This window comes from Corynebacterium glutamicum ATCC 13032 (assembly GCF_000011325.1).
GTDB classification, from domain to species: Bacteria; Actinomycetota; Actinomycetes; order Mycobacteriales; family Mycobacteriaceae; genus Corynebacterium; species Corynebacterium glutamicum.
In genome coordinates this window covers 3042460-3059647 of the sequence record NC_003450.3, presented here as the reverse complement: position 1 = coordinate 3059647, position 17188 = coordinate 3042460, and the positions used below count along the sequence as shown (strand labels likewise).

Genomic DNA, 17188 nt, shown 5'->3' with positions numbered 1-17188 from the left:
TTAATCTAGATCCTCAAGCCTGCGCTTTTCCAAACGAGCCTTAAGTTCCACGAAGGACACCAGATCACGGTTTTCCTGCGTGCTCAAACCACCGCGAGATGCCACGGTATCGCCAGCGACAACTGCTTCATGCACGGTGACTTCCTCATCGTCGTTGAGGCGACGGGTGGTTGGGCGAGGTGCTTCCTCCACCTCAGAGCCGTGACCCATGACGGTGTAGGCCTTTTTAACGAAGCCGGGTGCCCACCAGTTGTCGTCGCGAAGCAGGTGCATCACGGCGGGGACAAGCAGCATGCGGATGATGGTGGCATCCAGAATCAGCGCTGCGATCATGCCGAACGCGATGTACTTCATCATGACGATCTCAGAGAAACCAAACGCTCCACAGACCACAATCATGATCAGTGCGGCCGCGGTGATGATAGATCCGGTGTGTGCAGTGCCGTATCTGATGGCGTCGTCGGTGGATTCGCCTTTATCGCGGGCCTCCACCATGCGAGATACCAGGAACACCTCATAGTCGGTGGAAAGTCCGTAAATAATAGCCATGATCAGCACCAGCACTGGACTCATCAGTGGGCCAGGGGAGAAGTTCAATGCGCTGGCACCCACGCCATCGACGAACATCAAGGTGAGAATACCCAAGGTGGCACCCATACCCAGAATGGTCATGATGATGGCCTTCGCCGGCAAAATCACCGAACCAAATACCAATGCCATGAGGATGAAAGTGGCCAGCACAATGTAGAGAGCCATCCAGAGGAGCTTTTCAAAGAGCGCCTCAATGGATTCGATCTCCATGGCTGGAGTGCCACCGATCTGCACCTCAACGCCCTCAGGGACGGAAATAGCGCGAAGCTGCTCCACTACCTGCTCATTGAGGGAACGATCCTGAATACCAGTAGACAACACCGTGGTGCCATCATCGGTAGTCGCACCTGCGGTGAAACGATCTGTCAGTCCCTCAACTTCGTTGGCCTGAACATAGATATCGATCAGCTGGTTGTTGTCCGCCCCGGTGACCACAAGCTTGACCGGCTCGGTGCGGAAGGCGGGAAACGCCTCGTCGAAACGCTCTTGGGCGACGCGGGTGTCGTTAGCTGGTGGCAGATACGTTTCATTGATGCCGCCGAATTTCACGCCCGTCAACGGCACTGTAAGAGCAAGCAAGAGCAATACGACGCCCACGGTCACTGCCTTGGCATGGCGCATTGCCCATGCCGGCACGCGGTACCAAATGGTGTCTTCCAAACGGCGCGCTGTTCGAGCAGTGCGACGCAAACTCCACTTATCGATATTCTTACCCAACATGCTGAACAGCGACGGCAACACCGTCACCGACATCAAAGCAGCAAGGCCAACCGCGGAAATCGCACCGAATGCCACCGACTTCAAGAAAGCCTGTGGGAAAACAAACAACCCGGACAGCGCCACAGCCACCATCGCTGCAGAGAACACCACAGTCTTACCCGCGGTCGCCGTAGTGGTGGCAACAGCCTGTTCAACCGGGGTGCCCTTATCCATTTCCTCACGGAAACGAGAGACCATGAATAAGCCATAGTCAATGGCAAGACCCAAGCCCAGAAGGGTCACAACAGATTGTGCAAATACGTTGACCTGGAAGAATCCAGCCAAAATTGCCAAGATGCCCAGCGAACCCAAGATGGACAAAATGCCCACGATCAATGGCATCGCCGCGGCAACAACTGAGCCAAACACGATGAGCAGCAAGATAGCCACGAAAGGCAGCGCAAAAACTTCGGCGCGTGAAATATCGCCAGCCATGCCCTCATCGAGTGCGTCGGCTACAGCGGTGGCACCCGCGACCTCAGTGGTGACGCCACCGGCAAGGTTGTCCGGATGGAGCTGATCTTCAATCTCCCGGAAGTCCTTCAGCGTTTGCTCGCCGTCACCTTTGAGCCCGAGAGCTGCAAAGGTTTGGGTGCCGTCTTTGCTGAGGAGATTTTGATTACGAGTGTCAAAGTAGCTGTTGATGTGGCTGACTTCATCAGGGTTGTTCTCGATTAGCCCATCTAAGTAGCCAGAGATGCTGGAGAACACCTCTGCATCATCGAAAGAAGTGCCTTCAGGCGCAGTAAACAGCAACACGACATCGCCGTCATTGTCACGCCCAAAGGTCTCCAACTCGATGCGCGCCGCAGCGGTCGAGGAAGAACCAGGATCATCCCATCCTTCCTGGCTCATGCGGTCGCCCAGCTTGGTGCCGAAAATGACAAACAAAGCCAAAATCGCGGCGATGACGACTAACGGAACAATGCGCCTAAATCTGTAAGCAAAGTGGCCCCATTTAGAAAACACGGGTGGATTACTCCTGGGAATTGTGGCGGTTGGATAACAAGGCAGTCAGAGGGCGGAACGGCTGCAGCCATGCGCCACCGTCTGGCAGGTTATCCAGGCTGACGCGAGGAAGCGGCTCACGGAAGACGCCGGGGATTTCCTCCAGATCAACAAACTCGATGGTGTCATGAGCTACAGCCCATGACGCGTGCTCGTGGAAACCAATGACCGTGGCAGGAATGCCCTCTGCAACGAGCTCCTCGAGAGTCTCACGGAAGTTCTGACCATCTGCACTGGCCACGATGACACCCCGCAGCACGCCTTCTTCATAGCGCCTGCGAATGTGATCAATCATGTCCGGATCGACATCGGAATCCTCGCCGATCTTAGGCTTAGCGAAGACCGCGAAACCAACGTTACGCAGCGCTTCCACCCAAGGTCGAACAACATCAGAGCCACCTGGGGTGATGTTGGCAAACACCGTTGCCTCAGGCTCAATGTGGCGGCCCAACTCATGTGCCCTGCGACCTGCGCGAGCAAGCAACCACCGACCGATGGCATCAAAGCGAGGTCGGTACGCAGCGGTTGGGCGACCACCCAAAATAGCGCCCAAACCCATATCTAGGTTGGGAGCGTCCCACACTAGAAGGACACTTTCAGGGCCTTCTTTGTCAGTGGGATTGTAGCTATGAATGACCTCATGCACATCAGACATTAGTTTTGCACCTTCTGCCACAAGTACTCATTGATCACGTGATCTTTTTCCAAGCCTTTGCCTTCAAACTTGGTGATGACCTGACGGTCAGTCAGCTGAGGGCATTCCTCCCATGGCCAGCCTTTGTACTCAAGCAGTGGTTCGACCTCAACTAGCTCATTGATCCACTCTGCGTAATCAGCGTGGTCGGTAGCAACGTGCAGAACTCCACCTGGCTTGAGCTTCTTTGCAAACAGGTTCAGCGGACCAGACTGGATGATGCGGCGCTTGTTGTGGCGCGCCTTTGGCCAAGGGTCCGGGAAGTATACGCGGATGCCGTCCAGGGACCCATCGGCAAACATGCGGTTGAGCACCTCGATGCCGTCTCCGCGGACCATGCGCACGTTGTCGATCTCTCCACGGACAACAGAGCCCATCAACTTGGCCAAGCCCGGCTTGTATAGTTCGACGGCGACAATGTTGGTATCAGCCTCAAGTGGAGCCATGGCAGCAGTCGAAGTTCCAGTGCCAGAGCCGATCTCTACGATGGTTTTTGCGCCTTCGCGCCCGAACCACGCATCAACATCAATCAGCTCATCTTCGAGGACGCGACCCAGTTCAGGCCACTTTTCATCCCACATGGTTTGCTGGTTTTCAGTGAGGGTGCCACGCCTAAACGTGACACTGCCTAGACGTGGGTAGTCGAGGTCATTATCAAAATCGGATTGGAGAGGCCGACCAGCTGGCAGTTCTCCTAATTGATCGCGGGAATTATCAGAAATAGACATTATTTGTTATTTTTCCTGTTCAACTTTAAAACTTCAATATTCGTGAGTTTGGATGAATCCCTAGAGCACTACCTTTTAGACCTCTCGCTGCAATTTAGGCCAGTTGAGATTTAAGCTTTCCGACGATTCTTCTCATTACTGCAATCGTACCGGCGATGGTGGACACGATGACATGAAAGAGCATTAAAGCAATCAAGTACAGGCTGAAGTAGTTAAACCACTCCACTCCGGTGCTCTGTGATAAAAAATGCGCACCCAAACTCAAAGTGCCAACTGGGAAGGTACTGGCCCACCATGTGGGGCTGTATGTCGCCCCTTTGAAAACAGCTCTGTAGAACACAAAGTGAGCGATGGCTCCCAGAGGAATCGTAAAAATTCCCATGATGATGCCGTAAATAATGCCCATTGTGATTGCTGTCTTGGATCCAAAGGACGCACCGATGAGCTGAGCTGCTGCAGTGGATTGGCCCACCATACCCAAAGGAATCCATGATGTTGGTGTTGCCATCAGTGGGATGCCCTGCGCCTTGGGGCCGAAATAGTAGAAATACACTCGGGTAAAAACTGCTGGTGCAGACGCCAAAGTTAAAAGGAAGAGCCCGAAAGAAACCCACAGCATCGCCGGAAGTTCAAAGTGCTCATGGAGTTGTGCTGCCGAGGTGGAAGCAACCATCGGCGTGACAAGAGGAAGACCCCACGCAAAAGTTGGTGTGCCCGCCTTAGATCGCAAAATGGCCGTTATATATAAGGAATAGGCAACAAGTCCCACGGCTGTGCCAATAGACCAGCACACAAACATAAATCCCCACAGATCATCACCCAAAACTACGGGGCTTGCAGTTCCCAATGCGATCAAACCCATGGACAGCATTGCCCATGCCGGCATGACTTCAGTTTTGAATGAAGGAGAGCGGTAGATTAGCCAACCGCCAATAATGACAATTGCCACCACAACAGCTAACGCGAAGAAGAAATCTGCGACGACTGGAAAACCATGGATTTTCAACAGTGATGACAACAATGAGATGCCCATGAGGGAACCAGCCCACGAGGGGCCAGGTGGAGGTAAGACCGCAGCGTAGCTTTTGGTCGAAGAAGGAGTGGGCATGCCCATTACTTTAAGCCTTTGGGGCAGTGAAACCGCTAAATGGGAGCGTTGTGCGCTCGATCACTGGTCTAGACCTTTGGGCTCCAAAAGTTGCAATTTCGCGAATACTTCAACACTTGTTTGCAATGTTTGTTAATAAATGGGTTCGCTAGTGGATTCTGTCGTTAGTACTGGCCGTCGTGGTGGGGTCATGTATTTAGGTAGGGCAAAGTTAAGATCAGAGCACTTTTTGATACGACTAACTGGATATAACCTTTGGGGTAACGTGGGGATGTGTGTGAGTAATTTTCAAAGTATTTAAAAGGGGGATCTAGGGTAAAAATTTGGCTTCAAGTACATATCTTTAGTTCGGTAGTTGAGGGCGGGTGGTGACAGTGCGGGCATGCATGTGAGTGTAAATGTTGTTTTAAAAAGGTGTGTACTGACAGTGGGCCGGTTTGTGCTGGTCGGCCACTAGCGGAGTGCTTGGATTGTGATGGCAGGGTAAGGGAAAGGGATTACCATTACCGCTGTTCTTGGCGTTTTGTTGCCTATTGTCCGAATGTTAAGTGTTAATGGTGGGAAAACTGGGAAAGTTGTCCCCTGGAATGTGTGAGAATTGCCCAAATCTGAACCCAATGGCCATGGACGGGGAATGAACTGTCGGAGAACGGTTGAGGTTAATTCTTGAAACCACCCCCAAAATAGGCTATTTAAACGGGTGCTCTCATATTAAAGAAAGTGTGTAGATGCGTGTGGGCAGGGGGTAGGTCCACTGGTAATGACAAATGTGTCCGTTGTCTCACCTAAAGTTTTAACTAGTTCTGTATCTGAAAGCTACGCTAGGGGGCGAGAACTCTGTCGAATGACACAAAATCTGGAGAAGTAATGACTACTGCTGCAATCAGGGGCCTTCAGGGCGAGGCGCCGACCAAGAATAAGGAACTGCTGAACTGGATCGCAGACGCCGTCGAGCTCTTCCAGCCTGAGGCTGTTGTGTTCGTTGATGGATCCCAGGCTGAGTGGGATCGCATGGCGGAGGATCTTGTTGAAGCCGGTACCCTCATCAAGCTCAACGAGGAAAAGCGTCCGAACAGCTACCTAGCTCGTTCCAACCCATCTGACGTTGCGCGCGTTGAGTCCCGCACCTTCATCTGCTCCGAGAAGGAAGAAGATGCTGGCCCAACCAACAACTGGGCTCCACCACAGGCAATGAAGGACGAAATGTCCAAGCATTACGCTGGTTCCATGAAGGGGCGCACCATGTACGTCGTGCCTTTCTGCATGGGTCCAATCAGCGATCCGGACCCTAAGCTTGGTGTGCAGCTCACTGACTCCGAGTACGTTGTCATGTCCATGCGCATCATGACCCGCATGGGTATTGAAGCGCTGGACAAGATCGGCGCGAACGGCAGCTTCGTCAGGTGCCTCCACTCCGTTGGTGCTCCTTTGGAGCCAGGCCAGGAAGACGTTGCATGGCCTTGCAACGACACCAAGTACATCACCCAGTTCCCAGAGACCAAGGAAATTTGGTCCTACGGTTCCGGCTACGGCGGAAACGCAATCCTGGCAAAGAAGTGCTACGCACTGCGTATCGCATCTGTCATGGCTCGCGAAGAAGGATGGATGGCTGAGCACATGCTCATCCTGAAGCTGATCAACCCAGAGGGCAAGGCGTACCACATCGCAGCAGCATTCCCATCTGCTTGTGGCAAGACCAACCTCGCCATGATCACTCCAACCATCCCAGGCTGGACCGCTCAGGTTGTTGGCGACGACATCGCTTGGCTGAAGCTGCGCGAGGACGGCCTCTACGCAGTTAACCCAGAAAATGGTTTCTTCGGTGTTGCTCCAGGCACCAACTACGCATCCAACCCAATCGCGATGAAGACCATGGAACCAGGCAACACCCTGTTCACCAACGTGGCACTCACCGACGACGGCGACATCTGGTGGGAAGGCATGGACGGCGACGCCCCAGCTCACCTCATTGACTGGATGGGCAACGACTGGACCCCAGAGTCCGACGAAAACGCTGCTCACCCTAACTCCCGTTACTGCGTAGCAATCGACCAGTCCCCAGCAGCAGCACCTGAGTTCAACGACTGGGAAGGCGTCAAGATCGACGCAATCCTCTTCGGTGGACGTCGCGCAGACACCGTCCCACTGGTTACCCAGACCTACGACTGGGAGCACGGCACCATGGTTGGTGCACTGCTCGCATCCGGTCAGACCGCAGCTTCCGCAGAAGCAAAGGTCGGCACACTCCGCCACGACCCAATGGCAATGCTCCCATTCATTGGCTACAACGCTGGTGAATACCTGCAGAACTGGATTGACATGGGTAACAAGGGTGGCGACAAGATGCCATCCATCTTCCTGGTCAACTGGTTCCGCCGTGGCGAAGATGGACGCTTCCTGTGGCCTGGCTTCGGCGACAACTCTCGCGTTCTGAAGTGGGTCATCGACCGCATCGAAGGCCACGTTGGCGCAGACGAGACCGTTGTTGGACACACCGCTAAGGCCGAAGACCTCGACCTCGACGGCCTCGACACCCCAATTGAGGATGTCAAGGAAGCACTGACCGCTCCTGCAGAGCAGTGGGCAAACGACGTTGAAGACAACGCCGAGTACCTCACTTTCCTCGGACCACGTGTTCCTGCAGAGGTTCACAGCCAGTTCGATGCTCTGAAGGCCCGCATTTCAGCAGCTCACGCTTAAAGTTCACGCTTAAGAACTGCTAAATAACAAGAAAGGCTCCCACCGAAAGTGGGAGCCTTTCTTGTCGTTAAGCGATGAATTCCTCAAAACCTCAGTGCTTTTTAAACACCAACACCAAGTTACTTACCGCGAATTCTCGGAGCACTGGGACTTTAACCATCCACCAGACCCAATACGGGTGGTAGCGGGGAAAAGCGGCAACCAATTCCGCATTGCCCACGGAGGCTCCCCATTCCAGCCCCTCCCGGCAGGACACATTAAACAGTGACTCCCCGAAAACGTTCTTAGGCGGGTGCCCGTGTTTCTTCGTGTAGCGATCGCGGGCAAATTCTCCGCCAACGTAGTGTTCCCACAGTCCGGTTTCATGGCCGCCGAAGGGCCCTAACCAAATGGTGTAGCTCAGGATTGCCAGGCCGCCGCTGCGGGTGACGCGGAGCATTTCTTCTCCCAATTCCCACGGTGCGGAGACATGTTCTGCAACGTTGGAGGAGTACACCACGTCAAAGGAATCGGGAAGAAACGGCAGGTCGAGGCCGGATCCGCGGACTGATCCGTGGACGTCGATGCCAGCTGCGGACATTTCGCCAACGTCGGGTTCGACGGAGAAGTAGGTGGCGCCCAGTGTCTCAAAGGCTTCGGCGAAGTATCCGGGTCCGCCGCCGACGTCGAGAACTTTCAGGTCATTTAATCCGGCGCCAGAAATATCTTCAGACAAAGCCGCCACCAGACTCGAGGTATCGAGGGCCAGGTTTCCGTAAAAGATGTCAGGTCGGGTTTGTTCGTATTTGAAATCAGACAGTAAACCCCACGACCTGCCCAAGGTAGCCAAGCGACGAAGAGCCGGAAGCTCCGGAAATGAGGCCATTTATGCGCGGGTCCAGTTGAGGTCGCGGATGTCTTCGCCGTTCATCCATCGCAAAATGGTGGTGATGGCATCGTCGATGGAGGAAACAATGGTGGTGTTTTTTACTCCTGCGACGCCGAATTCTAGGGTCCAGCCGTCTACTTCTGCGAGGCTGCGCGCGGAGATGTAGGAGGACTCGTCGGCGGGGTTGTCTAGGTCGAAGTGTGCAATCTTCAAATAATCCCCGGAATCCCCGGAATCTCCAGAGCCCCCGGCAATGACGTTCAACTGGTGCTCGAGTCCAAGGCGGGAGGCGCCGATGCGGGCGTCATCGTCATTTTTGGTTTGGACGGTAAAGGAAATGTCTTCGTCGCCGTAGCGGAGCACTTCGTCGTTGTATTGGATGCCCAGGCCGGAGGCGAGTGCCACGTCGTCGAGCCAGCCTAAGCAGTCGTTGATCAGTTCGTCGTCGACTTCGATGGTGACGTTTCTGGGGTGGGTAAAGGGGACTCCGAGGAAGTCCACGTCGTCTTCTTTCGCGGCGCTGAGGATGGTTTCGCGGATTTGTGCGGGGGAGTGGGTGGGAGAGAAAACGGTGATCGTTGTGGCCATGGCTTCCATTATGGCTTGTTTAAAAGCAGCTAGACTGAATAACCCTATGAAGATCCTTTTGTTGTGCTGGCGTGATACCACTCATCCTCAAGGTGGCGGAAGTGAACGCTATCTGGAGCGGGTGGGTGAGTTTTTGGCGGATCAGGGCCATGAGGTGGTGTTTCGTACTGCTGGGCACACGGATGCGCCACGGCGTTCTTTCCGCGATGGTGTGAGGTATTCCAGGAGCGGTGGGAAGTTTAGTGTGTATCCCAAGGCGTGGGTGGCCATGATGTTGGGTCGTGTGGGGATTGGCACGTTTTCCAAGGTTGATGTGGTGGTGGATACGCAGAATGGCATTCCGTTTTTTGGAAAGTTTTTCTCCGGTAAGCCGACTGTGTTGCTCACGCATCATTGCCATAAGGAGCAGTGGCCGGTGGTGGGTCGGGTGCTGGCGAAGGTTGGTTGGCTGATTGAGAGCCAGATCGCGCCGCGCGCTTACAAAACTGCGCCGTATGTGACTGTTTCAGAGCCGAGCGCTGAGGAGCTCATTGCGTTGGGTGTGGATCAGCAGCGGATTCATATCGTGCGCAATGGCGTGGATCCCGTGCCGCTGCACACGCCGAAGCTGGATCGCGATGGCCAGCATGCGGTGACGTTGTCGCGCCTGGTTCCGCACAAGCAGATTGAGCATGCGATGGATGTCGTCGCGGCGCTCGACGGCGTGGTGCTGGATGTAGTCGGAAGCGGTTGGTGGCAGGAGGAACTGGTCGATTATGCCCGCACGCTGGGTGTGAGCGATCGCGTGGTTTTCCACGGCCAGGTCGCCGAGGATCACAAGCACGCCCTGCTGGAGCGCGCCACGATTCATCTCATGCCTTCGCGCAAGGAAGGCTGGGGCCTGGCGGTCACGGAGGCGGCGCAGCACGGCGTTCCGACGATCGGTTACCGAAGCTCAGGCGGCCTGCGCGATTCCGTCGTCGACGGCGAAACCGGCCTGCTTGTCGACTCCAAGGCCGAGCTTATTTCAGCCACCAAAACCCTGCTTATCGACGCCTCCCTCCGCTCCAAGCTCGGCGCCAGCGCGAAGCAGCGCGCCGAAAACTACAAGTGGGACACCGCGGGAGCGCAGTTCGAGGAACTACTTCTTGGTCTTGCGTCGAAAAAGTAGTCCCAGCGGCAACGCCATCCACAGCACGGTCAGGCCCACACCGAGGTAGTATTTCCAGCCATGCTGCGGTGGTGCGCCAGTTTCTGTGATCGTATCTCCATCCACCACGACACCAACGCCAAGTTCTTCAAGGCGCTCGATATCCCCGGCCGCCCATGCCTGCGTTGCTTCGGTCCACCGCTGTGAGGGCGCGTCGGTGATGATTCCGTCCACACGCAGTTCGCCGGATTCCACCACGGAGAGGGCTTTGGTTTTGGGATCGACAACCGGGATCCCATCCTCGCGGGTCACCAAGGGGCCTTGGCCGATGATTAAGATGTCGCGGCCATCAGCGATTTCTGCCAGTGCTTCCACTGATTCCACATGCGCTGAACTTGGGCGTATCACGGAAACCTCACGTGGTGCATCAGGAATCTGGAGCAACGCCAAACCGGTAGCCACCCACGACAGTGGGCTTTTCACCCCGGCGGCCAAACACACATAGGCAGGGATAGCCAGCATGAGGAGTTTTTGAGAATCCCTAAACAGCGCGGCGCCTGGAACATATGCGATGGTCCACGTGAACAGATTCGGCATCAGCCACGGACCGATCGCCCCCATAAAACCTACGACCGCCAGCAGTGCGAGAACCCACGGACAGTTTTTGAAACCCGCCAGCAGAATCGCAAATAACAAAATTCCAGCAACCGCGAAACCCAGTTCGCGTGAGGCCGGCACGGCCCCCGCGTTCCAAATTCCACCCAGGCCCAGCGCAGTTCCCAACGTTCCTGCATATGTTTCAGAACGAATGGCGAAGGTCAGCGCACCTCCCGAAGTGGGGGTGGCAAGAAGCGCAGGTATTAGCCAAGGAAGCCACGAAAGGAAGGAACATAGCGTCGTAAAGCGTTTTCTTTTAGAACTCGCCACGCCCGTGACCGCCGCAACCACCGCACCCGTGGGCGTCAACGACGCCGCCCAGATCGCCACAACCTGCCAACGCGGATGCCTGCGCAGCGCCACAACCAGCGGCAACAGCCACACCGCCATCACCAACGACCAATGGCCCTGCAGCAGACGCTCCACCACGAAGGGATTGTAAATCGCCACGGTAACGGCCAAAAACTTGGAAGGCCCAAGGCGCATCGCACCCCACGCGCCCGCGAAACCCGCCACAAGCAGCATGGTTCGAACGATCCAACTCACCGGCAAAAAGCCAAGCAACGCCAGCACACCATCCTGCGGGGCGTTCCGCGACGGCAAATCACCAAAACCCAACGCATTCAACGACAACGCAGGATGGTCCACCACCGACATATCCCGCAACAACAACTCGCCAGGCGCAGCCAACGGCCACAGCAAAGAACCCAAAAGCACAGTCGTCCATGCCCACAGCAGGATACGGCGGGTCGGGGTCATAAGGATTTAACTCCTGAGTTTATTCACAGTGCTCATCAGCTGGCCGCGCTTGAAAATTCCCGTGAGGAACACACCAATCGCAAGCAACGACAGGCCTAAGAATTTAGAAAAGAAATCAAACCCCTTAGCCCACGACAACCGCTGATCAATATCATGCGCATGATCCTGCAGAAGCTTCAACGTATCCGCAGTATAAGTGAATTCTACTGTGTCATCGCCGTCTGGGCCATGAAACGTCATCGCCTCATCTTTAGCCACAATGATGCCGGAAAAACGATCCACTTTCAGGGTCCGCTCCACCGAATAGGTGTGAGAATCATCCAATGGAACATAACGAAGATGCTGGTAGAAGGTATAAGTATTGCCCTCGCGCGAGACATAATCCACCGGGGAATCCTCACCCAATACGATGTCATAATAGGGATAAGAATTCCGCAACGTATTAGCCGGGAAGAAGTAATGCAACCCCTCCCGCACCACATTGCTACTATCCGCCGGCGAACCCGAAATGGTGGCAGTCGGCTTAATCACCGGATAACGAGAGTGTCCAATCAACACCACATCATCCGAAATTTCCGCAACAGTTTTCCCCTGCACATCCGTAACTGTCTGATCCACATGCGTCGCGATCTCATCGACCTTTTCCGTCGGAGCAGTCACAATATGTTCAGTGCGCACAAACCCCTGCGGACTTTCGCTCACCAACGTCAGATCCAAATCCTTCGGAATCGTCCGCGCCTGACCAGTCACATACGGCGGTACCGTGAAGGCAAAAATGAGGAACAGCACGCCCGCAATAATGAGGACCGTTGCAGATCGCTTCATAAAAACAGCCCACACCTTTCCGCTAAACTCGCATGTTGAAATAATGTCTACCCAATCATATGCACCCATCCGCCATCGCGGATTCATCAGCTCACTCGAGGGACTACGCGCAATCGCCTCCCTGGGAGTCTTGGCGACCCACGTTGCATTCCAAACCTCCGTCGACCCCGCCAGCAACATCGGTGCAGTACTCGCGCGTTTCGACTTTTTCGTCGCCGTCTTCTTCGCCCTCTCCGCCTTCGTTCTTTGGCGACGCCGCGCCGGGCAACCAGTGGGACTGTACTACCTCAAACGCCTAGCCCGCATCATGCCCGCATACTGGGCAACGGTCATTGCAGTCCTGCTGTTTATTCCCACCGGCCCCTGGTTAGCCAACCTGACGATGACCCAAATCTACTGGCCAGACGGCCTCATGACAGGCCTCACCCACCTTTGGTCCCTGTGCGTGGAAGTGGCGTTTTACCTGGTGATGCCGCTTCTCGCGTGGGTGTTGGATAGGTTTGGTCGGCCGGTGCGCATCCTGTTGATTGTTGGTGGGGCAGTGTTGAGTCTGGCGTGGCCGTGGATTCCCCTTGTGGAGCATGCGTTGGACGAGGGGTGGGCGAACATGCAGATCTGGCCACCCGCTTACGCTTGCTGGTTTGCAGTCGGCATGATCGCCGCAGAAATTGAAGGAGTTCGATTCCCACGGGTTCCGAGCTTTGTGTGGGTGGGTTTAGCTTTAGTGGTCGCTTGGATCGCGGGCCAAGAATGGTTCGGACCACTAGGTTTAGTGCACCCCAGCCCCTGGGAATTCAACTTAAGAGTCCTCGCGGGCACACTTTTCGCTGTATTTCTGGTGGTTCCCTACGCGCTGGGTACGCCCTCTCGGCTTCTTGATTCCAGTTGGATGAAAACGCTCGGCACCTGGTCGTATTCCATCTTCCTCTGGCACCTTCCCGTGCTGACGATTGTGTTCCCACTGCTCGGGTTGCCTTTATTTAGTGGAAATTTCCTGTTGGTGTTCATCGTGACGGTCTTGTTGACGATCCCAGTTGCCGCCATCAGCTACACCTTCATCGAAGAGCCCATCATGCGGTGGACCCGGCGCGCCATTCAGGCTGGGGGTCGTTAGGATTCACCATTTTTCTGGGGGTAGGTCTGGAAAATGATGAATTGGCACCACGTCAAGACGGGGACGGGGCATGGCAAGCCGGTAAGGGAACTAATTTGCTAATACTCACCACAGGATCCGGATTTTCAGCCGTTTGTGGTGGATTTTTGCAACTCGCCGGCGGTTTTATGCAAAAATCCGTTCGATTTGAAGGTCTGGCCACAGGATTGTGGTGGATCCTTGATCAACAAGCTGACAGGAATCACAGGAGCCCCAATGGTCACAAATTCTACCCTCTCTACAATCGCCTCCAAGGGCCTAGAATCGTCAGAATGAACTGACACCCATTTAGCGCTTTGGAGGCCTTAAATCGCCAGCAAATAGCGCAGCCACGGAAATGCCCGCTAGCAGGGCCAATGCGGGGGAATCTCCTGGGTATGCGGCAGCCGGCCAGGGAGCTTGGGCGAGCCACAATCCGCAGATAGCCAACGGGAGCCCTGCCAGCACCCATTTCGGGATGAGGGTGAATCGCAGAACTAGCCACGACGCCACCGCCGGCACGAACCACCACCCCAACATCGGGATCAATGCCACCACCGCCCATTGCGCGTTGCGGGTGTCCTGCCACACGGGGTTTATTGCTTCTCGACGCCTCCCCACAACAACACAACCCAACACCACGATTAATGCGATGGTTGCGCCACCGAAAAGGGACAGTTTGTAGGGTTTTTCGCCGTCGAAAGCGAAGCTCAACTCGCCGGAGGCGTTCGCGGGGATGATGAAACCTTGGGAGGAGGCGTCGAGTTGGATTGGGGAAAGGGGGGTGGCGTCGATAAGCGCGCTGGTACCTGAATTGAAAGCGCGCGTGGTGACGAGCACGCGGTCGGTGGGTGCTGCCTCGATGTTTGTTGCTGGCTGAACAGCGGCGAGCGGAGCGGATTCGGTGAGGGTGACCCATTCCGATTGGGTGCGCAGCGTGTGGGTTCCGGGGGTGAGTTCGAGGGGGCCACAGTCGATGCGATCGCCGTCGAGTTCCAATGTGACGCAGGATTGGGCCTCCACGGTGACGGACATGTGGCGGGGGACTGTGAAAGTGCGGTCGAGGAACGAGGTGGGCACTGTGAGGCGTTGGAAAACGAATTGCTGCACGTCAGGAGAGGTCTCCGGCACAGTGATGGTGCGGCTGAGACCCTCTAGGGACAGCTCGGAAATTCCTACGAAACCATCGAATTCAATGCGAGCTTCAGGCTCCGCCAACGTAACTGTGGTGGTGCGGCCTTTTTCGAACTCGCGGACCATCACGGAATCGCCGGAGGTGATGGTGGCGGTGACGGTGCTGCGGGGGGAGATCGATAATGTGGTGCCGGTACCGGAGACTTCGAGCCACGGAGACGTATCGCCAGGTGTCGGGTACCAGGCGGTGTTGTAACGATGATCAAGAAGTGAATTAAGGGAACGATCAGGATCCGCGCCGCCGAAAGAAGTGGCATCGGAACCAGACGAAGACGCCGTGATGGAACCTTCCTGCACCACCTGCGTCATTGGCCCCGCGGAAGGATAATCCACGATGCGGTTTTTCACCTCAGTCTCATCAAGGCTGGCCAATGCTGCGGAACTGGTGCCATCGCCGTAATTTGTGCCGACTAGCTGAGGGGTATCGGTGACGATCTGGGCATTCTCACTCACCAAAGTCCTCGGGGAATAGCCGTTGATGGTGTCTAGGAGCGAGAGGATTTCGCCGCCGCCAGCGACGGTGGGCAGCTGCTTGGATGTGCCGGAAGTGATCCACATATTGCGGTCGGGGTCGGTGAGGTAGACGTCTACTTGGCCTTGGGAGCCAAAAGTGTGCTTTTCCCCAGGCAGATCCACCTCAATATCTGGGTCGGCTTCCAGATCATGCCTCACCAGTACTGCGCCGATGCCTAGACGTTTTAAAGCCTCGTCGTTTAGACCGGTGCCTAGAGTGCCTAGGTCGTCGAGACCATCTAATCCGCGAATCGCCTCCGGGGGAACCAAAGGAATGGCATCGCGGACAGCCCACGGAACATCAAGAAGTGGTTGAGCTGGTTCATCCCGAGTCCATCCCCAGTCCTGGCGGGCAAACGGCGAGCTAGGCCAAATCAACGTGCGGGTGCCTGTGGCGTTTTGGTTGAGGAATTCTGTGGCTTCGTACCAGTAGTCAGGCACTTCATCCCACGTTCCCTGAGGTAGCAGCCGTGCCGACCATGCGGGAGCAAGAGCACCGACAGCGATGATCACCACGAGGAGTCCTGCGGCTTGGCGTTTTTGGAGAGGCAGCGGGATGGTGTGGTGTTTGCCTTGTCCGCTGGTCAATGCAGTCGTCCCAAGCAAGGGCAGACTGATATGCGACCCCAATGCGGCAACGCCCACCATCAACGGCATGCGGACTAATAGATCAAATTTGTGGATGTTTCGAAGTGCTGCGCCTGGGCCGTCGAGGAATTCTTGAACAGCCGTTAGGTGGGCGCTGCCGAGGATGAGGAGTCCGATGGCCAGCATGAATGCCCACAGTCCACGGTGTTTCATCAAGGTGAGGCCGATCAAGCCGAGGGCTGCGACGAGAACGCTGAGGGTGACAAAGAGAGCATCGTTGACCAGGAGATATCCGGCTTGTCGTTCAGTGTCTACGAAGGGTGTCCAACTGGTGGTTCCGCGGAGTATTTCTACTGGGTTGAGCCAGGAAGTGGTGACGGAGGAACTTTCGATGAATTCGGTGAAGGGCGGGGCGTATTTGCCAAGCACCAACAAAGGTCCGATCCACCATGAATTAACAGCGAGAACGCCCATTCCCCACAGAAGCAGCCTTAAGAAGAGCCCTCTATACAGCAAGATCAGCGCTGCCGGGATGAGTGCTGCCATCGTGGCGGTGGCATTAACTGCACCCATGCATGCCGCGGGAAGTAAGGACAACGCGATGGCCCGTGCATCCACATTTCGCGAAAGCAGAGGCAGACATACCCATGGCGCGAGCATGATAGGCCAAGTTTCGGAGGAGATTGCAGTGAGGGTGGTGAGCGTGCGCGGGGACAGAGCAAACAGCAGCGCGGCGATCACCCTGAATGCAGGATTGCCAATCCCCAGCCGGGCTACCAGTGCGTAGAATCCAGAAAATCCCAGGCCAAGAACAAGCCACCACCACAGTCGCTGCGCAATCCAGTCAGGGAGGAAATCAGTTATGAGGAAGAAAAACCCTTGGGGAAACAGATAGCCATAAGCTTGGTTTTGCAACTGACCCAAGGTGAACGTGTCAGTCCACGCATGAAGCGCACCGGTTAAAAATCCTGCGGGGTTGAGCAGCAAATCTAGTTTAGTATCGGCAGCAACCTGACCATAAGGTTGCGCAAACACCACAAAACCCAGCACAATCCAGACATAGAAATGCGCCGAGTGAAGAAAACGGGGAAGTGGCTTCTTAGTCTGCTTCGCGTGAACCATACTCAGGGCCACCGAGCAGGGCATCGTCTGCAGTTACGGCGTTACCAGTGGGAACAGTGTCCTGCCCTGAGATCATTGAAACCCCAACTACTGCGACTGCGCCGACGGCGATTCCCACGACTGCGCTTGCAATCGCGGGCCCGAGGGTGCGTCGGTTGAGGGAATCAGTTTCGTATGCCATGACGTGGAAGAGACTACCAGTTTTTACCCCTTGGTTTCATCTTC

Annotated in this window: 13 protein-coding genes; 3 read left to right on the top strand and 10 right to left on the bottom strand. The window is 55.5% G+C overall.

Annotated features, from left to right (window positions below; all coding sequences use genetic code 11):
- From CGL_RS14285 to CGL_RS14270, 4 genes are all read right to left on the bottom strand, one after another.
- Window positions 1–2319, bottom strand: coding sequence for an MMPL family transporter (locus tag CGL_RS14285; RefSeq protein ID WP_011015449.1), 2319 nt, complete (start codon window positions 2317–2319; stop codon window positions 1–3).
- Between the two features lie 7 nt (window positions 2320–2326).
- Window positions 2327–3013, bottom strand: coding sequence for an NYN domain-containing protein (locus CGL_RS14280; protein ID WP_003857880.1), 687 nt, complete (start codon window positions 3011–3013; stop codon window positions 2327–2329).
- Window positions 3013–3780, bottom strand: coding sequence for a tRNA (guanosine(46)-N7)-methyltransferase TrmB (gene trmB / locus CGL_RS14275; RefSeq protein WP_011015448.1), 768 nt, complete (start codon window positions 3778–3780; stop codon window positions 3013–3015). The genes CGL_RS14280 and trmB overlap by 1 nt, the downstream gene beginning before the upstream one ends.
- 94 nt (window positions 3781–3874) lie before the next feature.
- The gene (locus tag CGL_RS14270; protein ID WP_011015447.1) at window positions 3875–4894 is read right to left on the bottom strand and encodes a TDT family transporter; all 1020 of its coding nucleotides are present in this window, start codon (window positions 4892–4894) and stop codon (window positions 3875–3877) included.
- 861 nt (window positions 4895–5755) lie between these two features.
- On the opposite strand from CGL_RS14270, the gene CGL_RS14265 reads away from it, so the two are divergent.
- Entirely contained in the window at window positions 5756–7588 is a 1833-nt protein-coding gene (locus CGL_RS14265; protein ID WP_011015446.1) for a phosphoenolpyruvate carboxykinase (GTP), read from the top strand.
- 91 nt (window positions 7589–7679) lie between these two features.
- On the opposite strand, the gene CGL_RS14260 is transcribed toward CGL_RS14265, so the two are convergent.
- Both CGL_RS14260 and CGL_RS14255 read right to left on the bottom strand, forming a co-directional pair.
- A complete protein-coding gene (locus tag CGL_RS14260; protein WP_011015445.1) occupies window positions 7680–8453 on the bottom strand; it encodes a class I SAM-dependent methyltransferase in 774 nt (257 codons plus the stop codon).
- Complete coding sequence (locus tag CGL_RS14255; RefSeq protein WP_011266020.1) at window positions 8454–9044, bottom strand: hypothetical protein; 591 nt, start codon at window positions 9042–9044, stop codon at window positions 8454–8456.
- A 46-nt stretch (window positions 9045–9090) separates the two neighbouring features.
- Between CGL_RS14255 and CGL_RS14250 the strand changes: the two genes are divergently transcribed.
- Window positions 9091–10194: a glycosyltransferase family 4 protein gene (locus CGL_RS14250; RefSeq protein WP_011015443.1), complete on the top strand. Its 1104-nt coding sequence runs from the start codon at window positions 9091–9093 to the stop codon at window positions 10192–10194.
- Here CGL_RS14250 and CGL_RS14245 read toward each other — a convergent pair.
- Window positions 10165–11589 (bottom strand): hypothetical protein, encoded by a 1425-nt coding sequence (locus tag CGL_RS14245; RefSeq protein ID WP_011015442.1) that lies wholly within the window; start codon window positions 11587–11589, stop codon window positions 10165–10167. The genes CGL_RS14250 and CGL_RS14245 overlap by 30 nt on opposite strands.
- 6 nt (window positions 11590–11595) lie before the next feature.
- Window positions 11596–12414 (bottom strand): porin PorA family protein, encoded by an 819-nt coding sequence (locus tag CGL_RS14240; protein WP_011015441.1) that lies wholly within the window; start codon window positions 12412–12414, stop codon window positions 11596–11598.
- A 43-nt stretch (window positions 12415–12457) separates the two neighbouring features.
- Between CGL_RS14240 and tmaT the strand changes: the two genes are divergently transcribed.
- Window positions 12458–13528 carry a trehalose corynomycolate mycolyl acetyltransferase TmaT gene (gene tmaT, locus CGL_RS14235; RefSeq protein WP_011015440.1) on the top strand — a complete coding sequence of 357 codons (1071 nt, stop codon included), beginning with the start codon at window positions 12458–12460 and terminating at the stop codon, window positions 13526–13528.
- 327 nt (window positions 13529–13855) lie between these two features.
- On the opposite strand, the gene CGL_RS14225 is transcribed toward tmaT, so the two are convergent.
- Together CGL_RS14225 and CGL_RS14220 are read right to left on the bottom strand one after the other, a co-directional pair.
- Complete coding sequence (locus CGL_RS14225; RefSeq protein WP_041625594.1) at window positions 13856–16963, bottom strand: DUF3367 domain-containing protein; 3108 nt, start codon at window positions 16961–16963, stop codon at window positions 13856–13858.
- The gene (locus tag CGL_RS14220) at window positions 16941–17144 is read right to left on the bottom strand and encodes a DUF2613 domain-containing protein (RefSeq protein WP_003853449.1); all 204 of its coding nucleotides are present in this window, start codon (window positions 17142–17144) and stop codon (window positions 16941–16943) included. Before CGL_RS14220 ends, CGL_RS14225 begins: the two co-directional genes overlap by 23 nt.
- Window positions 17145–17188 lie beyond the last annotated feature (44 nt).